At 64.3% G+C, this 6,920-nt stretch carries 7 protein-coding genes; 3 read left to right on the forward strand and 4 right to left on the reverse strand.

The features are described 5' to 3' along the window. The first annotated feature begins 7 nt into the window (after positions 1-7). Both ABDW61_RS22435 and ABDW61_RS22440 read left to right on the forward strand, forming a co-directional pair. On the forward strand, positions 8-964 hold the full coding sequence (locus tag ABDW61_RS22435; protein WP_343641909.1) for an NAD-dependent epimerase/dehydratase family protein: 957 nt from the start codon (positions 8-10) through the stop codon (positions 962-964). A 65-nt stretch (positions 965-1,029) separates the two neighbouring features. Beyond that, positions 1,030-1,710, forward strand: coding sequence for a hypothetical protein (locus tag ABDW61_RS22440; RefSeq protein ID WP_343641910.1), 681 nt, complete (start codon positions 1,030-1,032; stop codon positions 1,708-1,710). 274 nt (positions 1,711-1,984) lie between these two features. Here ABDW61_RS22440 and ABDW61_RS22445 read toward each other — a convergent pair whose 3' ends face one another. From ABDW61_RS22445 to ABDW61_RS22460, 4 genes are all read right to left on the reverse strand, one after another. After that, a complete protein-coding gene (locus ABDW61_RS22445) occupies positions 1,985-2,710 on the reverse strand; it encodes an isochorismatase family protein (RefSeq protein WP_343641912.1) in 726 nt (241 codons plus the stop codon). A 105-nt stretch (positions 2,711-2,815) separates the two neighbouring features. Then, positions 2,816-3,190, reverse strand: coding sequence for an SgcJ/EcaC family oxidoreductase (locus ABDW61_RS22450; protein WP_343641914.1), 375 nt, complete (start codon positions 3,188-3,190; stop codon positions 2,816-2,818). A 63-nt stretch (positions 3,191-3,253) separates the two neighbouring features. After that, positions 3,254-3,883: an MBL fold metallo-hydrolase gene (locus tag ABDW61_RS22455; protein WP_343641916.1), complete on the reverse strand. Its 630-nt coding sequence runs from the start codon at positions 3,881-3,883 to the stop codon at positions 3,254-3,256. 3 nt (positions 3,884-3,886) lie between these two features. Next, positions 3,887-4,843: a zinc-binding dehydrogenase gene (locus tag ABDW61_RS22460; protein ID WP_343641918.1), complete on the reverse strand. Its 957-nt coding sequence runs from the start codon at positions 4,841-4,843 to the stop codon at positions 3,887-3,889. Between the two features lie 231 nt (positions 4,844-5,074). On the opposite strand from ABDW61_RS22460, the gene ABDW61_RS22465 reads away from it, so the two are divergent. Further along, complete coding sequence (locus ABDW61_RS22465; RefSeq protein ID WP_343641920.1) at positions 5,075-5,992, forward strand: AraC family transcriptional regulator; 918 nt, start codon at positions 5,075-5,077, stop codon at positions 5,990-5,992. Positions 5,993-6,920 lie beyond the last annotated feature (928 nt).

The following is a 6,920-nucleotide window of genomic DNA, read 5'->3' on the forward strand; positions in this document are numbered from 1 at the left end:
GACTCCCATGACGACGAAGATCCTGTTGATCGGCGCGAACGGCCAGATCGGTTCGGAGCTGGCGGTGGAACTGGCCCGGCGGCACGGCAACGCCAATGTGATCACGAGCGATGTCGCGCCGCAGGGCCGCGTGCCGCAGCTGACGCATGAGATGCTCGATGTGACCGACGCGGCGGCGCTGGCGGCGGTGGTCAAGCGCCATGGCATCACGCAGGTCTATCACCTGGCGGCGGCGCTGTCGGCCACCGGCGAGAAGCATCCGATGTGGGCCTGGGACCTGAACATGAAGGGCTTGCTGAACGTGCTGGAGCTGGCGCGCACGGTGAAGCTGGAGCGCGTGTTCTGGCCGAGCTCGATCGCGGCCTTCGGGCCGCAGACGCCCAAGCAGGGCACGCCGCAGACGACGGTGATGGATCCGACGACGATCTACGGCATCTCCAAGCTGGCGGGCGAGGGCTGGTGCCGCTGGTACCACGCCAATCACGGCGTGGACGTGCGCAGCCTGCGCTATCCGGGCCTGATCAGCTGGAAGACGCCGCCTGGCGGCGGCACCACCGACTACGCGGTGGAGATCTTCCACGAGGCGCTCAAGCATGGCCGCTACACCTGCTTCCTGAAGCAGGACCAGGCGCTGCCGATGATGTACATGCCCGACGCGCTGCGCGCGACGATCGAGCTGATGGAAGCGCCGGCCGAGCGGATCACCGAGCGGGGCAGCTACAACCTGGCGGGCGTGAGCTTCACGCCGGAGCAGATCGCGGCGTCGATCCGCCGCCGGGTGGCGGGTTTCGAGATCGGCTACGAGCCGGATTTCCGCCAGAACATCGCGGCGAGCTGGCCGCAGTCGATCGACGACACCGTCGCGCAACGCGACTGGGGCTGGAAGCTGGGCTACGACCTGGATGCGATGGTCGATGACATGCTGACGTCGCTGAAGGCGCAGGCGGAGCAGGTCAAGGCCTGAGCAAGCGTCTGGACCTGGCGCGGGGACGTAGAGTTCGGGGCTGTCGCTTCAGCCTTGTCATCGCCGTGTCCCGACTCGCCACTGAAATTCAACGTCTTTACGCCGCCGGTCCCGACGGAGCGGCGAGGGCGCTCGTGCTCGATGTCGGGCGCCCCTCGGACTGGGAGCTGATGGGCGCCGTGTGGCGCGGCGTGCAGCTCGACCTGTCGCTGCCGGCGCCGGGCATCGCGATCGCGGGGGAGAACAGCTATCAGCTGTGGTTCTCGCTGGAGCGAGGCGTTTCCCCGGAGGCGGCGAAGGCTTTCTTCGATGGCCTTCAGACGAAGTACCTGAGCGGCGTTGCCGCGTCGCGCGTCCGTTGCCTGACTGCACCGCCGCCCATTCCGTCCGAGATCAAGGAAGGGCAATGGTCAGCGTTCGTCGCACCGGATCTCGCGCCCGTCTTCGTCGAGGCGACCTGGCTGGATATCCCTCCTGGGGTGGAAGGGCAGGCGGACCTGCTCAAGGCGCTGAAGAGTGTCACCCCGCAAGAGTGGGAAACGGCGCTGTCGCAATTGAGTCAAGAGGGGAGGCAAGACCCGGTCCCGGCAGCGACCGCTTCGCTCTCCTCTACGTCGGAATCACCGCCGGCGTTGGCGCCGGCCACGGCGTTCAGCGACCCCCGCGCCTTCCTGCTGCACGTGATGAACGATGCGTCCGTGCCGATCGCGTCGAGGATCGAGGCGGCGAAGGCCTTGCTGCGCTGATCCCCCCTTTGTGGGCTCCATGCAAGGAGAGCCACGCCTTCCCACTGATTCGAGTGAAGTCTGCTCATTTCCAGTCAATGACAAGCGTTTCAGCGAATGCAAGAGTTGCATCCCTTCGATCCTGGGAATGAACGTGGCGCGCTTTGTCATCGCCTATCGCGGAAGGCTCGAATAACTCGCGCAGTCGAGACTAGGCCGAGCAACCAGATGAGCGAATCGCCACCAACTTAAAGTCGGGGGTAAGAAGCTTCGAGTTATGCAGGACGTCCCCAGGCTAGTGTTGGCCCGACAAAGCCTTGAATACCTCGGCGTCACGGCCCTTGGAAATGTTTGGCGCCAGTCGCATCAGCAAGCTTCGGACCGACGTCGTCACCCCGCCGGCGAGTTCGATTTGCCGGATGACAGGCGCCTCTGTTCGAGCAGAGCGGCTGCCGATTGCGTCCATGGGCACGTGGACGCCATAGCCTGCTGCAAGCGCATCGAGAGCCGTCAAGAGGACGACGGTCTCTGCGGCGTAGCCAGCGATCACGAGCGTCGGCCGGGCGTTTTCTTGGAGTCGCTGAACGAAGCGTTTGTCCAGGAACGGATTTGTGAACGTGCGGGAAAACGTGTTGCTCTCATTGGCGTGATCTTCCAGTTCGGGAATCAACTGTCCGGGCTTCCCGTTCACCGGTACAACGCAGAAGGTCATTGGAATACCCAGCGTCGAGGCGGCGGTCGCGAGCACACCTGCAGCTGAGGCGAGGGAAGAGGGCTTTACTGTCTCCGAACTCGCGATGAGCTCAGACTCCAAGTCGGCAAAGACCATCTGCACTTGGTCAGCCTGTGGCCGAGCCGCAACGAGGAAAGATTCTGAACCTGAACTGCGCGCTGTTGCGGCGTCCCTAGGTGACGAGGCAGAAACGGGAGAAGGTCCGGAAACAACGGCGAGAGCGCCGATGCCGGTAGTCAGGCAGCCCCGGCGGGTGTAGCGTTCGCTGTGGATGGTCGGCCGGATCATGGTGCGATGTATTGACTTGGCTAAAACTTGCGCTCGACGACGACCGATAGAAGTCGCGCCTGCGACGACACCTCGAGTTCAGTTCGTCAGCATATCTATTGCGGGTCAACTTGCTGCGTTCGGGTTGTCGATCAGATAAAGCCACCGGCCATCGGGCTGCCGCTGCACCACTTCCGAGGTCTTGCTGCTCAGCACGACCGGTTGCCCATCCGGCGCGATGCCGTGGAGGTCCGATTGCGCCTGCATCATGGCGAGGTCGTCGGCTTGCACCGCGTAGACGGTTGTCACCTTCAGGTAGCCTTTGATCGCCAAGGCCGGCTTCAGCGCCTCTCGGATGGCCGCGTGGCCGGTCACGACCTGCCCCGGTCCGGCCATCAGTCGCGCATCGGGCACATACAAAGCGAGCAGGGCTTCGAGGTCGCCCGAGTTGAACGCTTCCTCGAACTGTCGATGGAGGTGTTCGGGCTTGAATTCATTCATGAGGGTGTCTTTCGATAGGTCGCGGCATCGCCAACGTGGCGTCAGATCAAGGCCGCCGTGTGGCTAAAGCCGATCAATGGCGCCGTCCACGATGGAGTGCCATTGGCCAGGTGTCATCATTTCGACGGGCGTCGGCCCCTGGCATGCGCTGGCGAGCACCACGTCGGGGTTGAGTTCGCGCAGCAGGCCCAGACTGGCTCTGAGATCGGATTTACGCCCTCCATTGAGCGGCCAGATCAGCGTCCCCCAGGACTGGCCCTTGGGGAAGAGTGAATCACCGGTGAAGAGATACGTCTTGCCGTGCGGTGAGCGGTAGAAGAAGCAGGTGCTGCCAGAGGTGTGTCCCGGCGTGGGGATGACCTCGATGTCGCCCAGGTGCGTCTCGCGTGCATCGAAGGTCAGGTCGATCGGGCTGCACGACTGGATGGCCTTGACCTCCAGCTTGTGGCAGCACAGGGCCGAGCCGAACGTCTGCTTGATCGTTGCCAGCGCCGCCCCCGCCTCGTCGCGATGACTCAGGTACTGGCGCACGATCCCGCCCAGTTGCTTGATGGGCTGCAGCTCTTCCTCCAGGCTGGTGCTGTAGAACAGCACATTGCCGCTGGGCCGCGTCAGCAGGTAGGCGTGCGAGTCAACGCCGTGGAACGGATGTTCCGTCCGCGTCTGCCAGAGATCCGGATAGAGCTGCAGCATGGCTCAAGCTTCCGAAGTCAGGATCGTCGCGCCGCGTCGCGGCGTCACGTGGGCAGCCGACAAAGCGTTGACCGCGTCGTTAAAGGCGAACTCGCTGTACTCAGCGAAGTTCTGCGGCGCCCGACGCGCCAGTTCGAACAGGTCGGCGATGTCGGCCGCGCGTTGCGCAGGCGTGCTTGCGAGCCAGCCATAGGCGTTCAGCCCCTTCAGCGTCTGTTGTCGAACTGTCAGCGAGATCGTGGAAATTGCCGAGGAACGCGCGTCCATGCCGCCATAGGTGAGCAAGGTGCCGCCGTCGGCGAGCAAGTTCAGCAGTTGAGGGCTCATTTCGCCGCCGATTGGATCGATGGCCACGGCCGGCGCCTGCCCGGCTGCAGCGGTCACCTTGGCCGCCCACCCTTCGTGCTCGGAACTGACAACGGAAACCCCGGGCACGCTCGGCGCCAGGATCGCTGCGCCGGCGTCGCTGCGCACCAGCCCGACAGCCTTGGCGCCGCGCATCTGTGCCAACGCGATCAGATTGCGGCCGACGCTGGAGCCGGCGGCGGTGACCAGCAGCGGCCCACCGCCGGAGGCGGCCAAAGCCGCACGCATCAGGACGATCGCCGTGATGCCGTTGATGGCGATCTGGCACGCGGTCGCGTCGTCGACATCGTCCGGGACAGGGATGATGGCCATGGCCGGTGCGACCACCCGCTCCGCCCACGTCCCCTGCGCTGGGAAGAGCATCACGCGCTGGCCCGGCTTGATGCCGCTGACGGCATCCACGCCCGGGCCAACCTGTTCGACGACACCCACACCGTCGCCGCCGGGAACAGTCCCTTCAGCCGGGATCGGCGCAGGAATGTAGCCGCGCACCATCAAGTCGTCGATCGGATGCACCATGCGCCGGGTGACGCGGACGACGACCTCGTTGGGGTCAGGCTGCGCCGGGGCGGCGATGTCTTCGAAGGCGAGCACTTGGGACGGTTCACCGTTTCGGCGGTACACATGAGCTTTCATTGGGGGATTTCTCTGCAGTATTCCAACGGCGATAACGCCGCGCACGACACCCGTCGTGCATGCACTTCAGTCTGGCGCGTGACCGTCTCCGTGCGTTATATCGATGTTCCCGAAAGATTGCCTATTCCTCTCACATGCGGCTCAATCAGGCTCTTGCATTGCCAATGTCGGTCCCTAAGATGCAAGCGCATGAACAGCGACTTCGAAGCAGCACGGGCTCATCTCGCCACGCGGATCGCGCGCTGGACGGGGGACGGCGAGCACTACGCGACGCGCATTGCCGGACTGACCCTGTACCGGCATGTCCAGGCCGGGGCACCCTTGAACTGCATGCTCGAACCAGCCATCGCGCTGCCGGTTCAGGGTGTGAAGCGGACGCGGCTCGGGAGAGACATCTACGCCTATGACCGACGCCGCTTCCTGATTACATCGCTGGACTTGCCGGTCGCCATGCAGGTGGCGAAAGCCTCCCCGCGTGAGCCCTTCCTGAGCGCCGTGCTGCGGCTTGACGCGCGGGTAATCAGCGACCTGGTCATGGAGACCGGCCTGCAACCGCCGAAGCGCCGCGCGGGCAGTGGTCCCGGCATGGTGCTGGGCAACACGACCGCGGGGCTTGTGGCCGCGTTTGACCGGCTCGTCGGACTACTGGACGAGCCCGAGCTGATCCCGGCGCTCGCCCCGCTCGCCCAACGCGAAATCTTCTATCGCTTGCTCCACAGCGACGTCGGCAGCTATCTGTGGCAGATGGCTTCCATCGAGGATCAAAACCAGAGCATCAGTCGGGCCATCGACTGGCTCAAGGCAAACTTTCGCGAGCCGCTGCGAATCGAGGCGCTCGCCACACAGGTCGGCATGAGTTCGTCCCGATTCCATCACCATTTCCGGCGACTCACCTCGATGAGCCCACTCCAGTTCCAGAAGTGGCTGCGGCTCACGGAGGCGCGACGGCTGATGCTGATCCAGGGCGCCGATGCGTCGACAGCGGCCTTCGATGTCGGCTACGAAAGCCCGTCTCAATTCAGCCGGGAGTATGCGCGGCAGTTTGGTGCGTCACCGCGCCGTGACGTGACGGGGCTGCTGCGGCAGGCCGCAGTGCCGGCGGGCTAGGAAACCGCCGATTTATCCGGTCGAACTGGCAGATTGAGCACCAGGCAGAGAGCAACAGGAGGCTCGAGGAGTACAAGAAGGAGTTGGATTTGAGGTACCAGCGCAAAGTGCTTGAGCTCACCAACGAAGTGACCGATCGGCGCGCCAGGCAGGCCGCGAAGGCTCCGGTCCTGACGGCCTTGCAGCAAGCGATCAAAGATGTCCAAGCGAGCTTTAATACCCAGATCGGTACGAACCTTAGCCCCGACGAGATCCGCCGGCGCATCGATCGATTGGGGAGCGCCGTGCCGTGGCGGGCAAAGTGCAGTCGGCTACTTCGGACATGGCGCTCCTGCCTTCGGCGTAAGCTTGCTCTGCGTCGCTCAACGTCCGCTTGCGATTCGCCAACTTGCCGATCTGAAAGGCACCTTCGGGTCGAAAGCACCAGTTCAACGCTGTCAGTAGCAGACGGTCACTATGAGCCGACGGGGCCTTCGGCGGCGTAACTACCTGGGCGGTTCTTCACCATCGACAGCGGTCATCGCTGAAGGCACGTCGACCGACGAGCTGATCAGGGCTTCGGTTCTCGAGCGTGCGCCCGGTCTCATGCTGCGGACGACGGCACAGTTGCAGAGCCGCCCCTCCCAGCTTCGCTGCGCACCTTGCCCGCCTTGGAGTTCAGCATCACCGAAATACGCATGTGGCTTAGAGTTCGACGCTTCGCTTCGAAACGCTTCGTCCGCCGTGTCCCGACTCGCCACTGAAATTCAACGTCTTTACGCCGCCGGTCCCGACGGAGCGTCGAGGGCACTCGTGCTCGACGTCGGGCGCCCCTCGGACTGGGAGCTGATGGGCGCCGTGTGGCGCGGCGTGCAGCTCGACCTGTCGCTGCCGGCGCCGGGCATCGCGATCGCGGGGGAGAACAGCTATCAGCTGTGGTTCTCGCTGG

This window comes from Roseateles sp. (genome assembly GCF_039595595.1).
Taxonomy (GTDB): Bacteria; Pseudomonadota; Gammaproteobacteria; order Burkholderiales; family Burkholderiaceae_C; genus Roseateles.

Coding starts and splice junctions, on each gene's coding strand:
- ABDW61_RS22435 (WP_343641909.1), top strand. CDS start 8: ATGACGACGAAGATCCTGTTGATCGGCGCGAACGGCCAGATCGGTTCG.
- ABDW61_RS22450 (WP_343641914.1), bottom strand. CDS start 3,190: ATGAATGAATTCAAGCCCGAACACCTCCATCGACAGTTCGAGGAAGCG.
- ABDW61_RS22465 (WP_343641920.1), top strand. CDS start 5,075: ATGAACAGCGACTTCGAAGCAGCACGGGCTCATCTCGCCACGCGGATC.
- ABDW61_RS22445 (WP_343641912.1), bottom strand. CDS start 2,710: ATGATCCGGCCGACCATCCACAGCGAACGCTACACCCGCCGGGGCTGC.
- ABDW61_RS22455 (WP_343641916.1), bottom strand. CDS start 3,883: ATGCTGCAGCTCTATCCGGATCTCTGGCAGACGCGGACGGAACATCCG.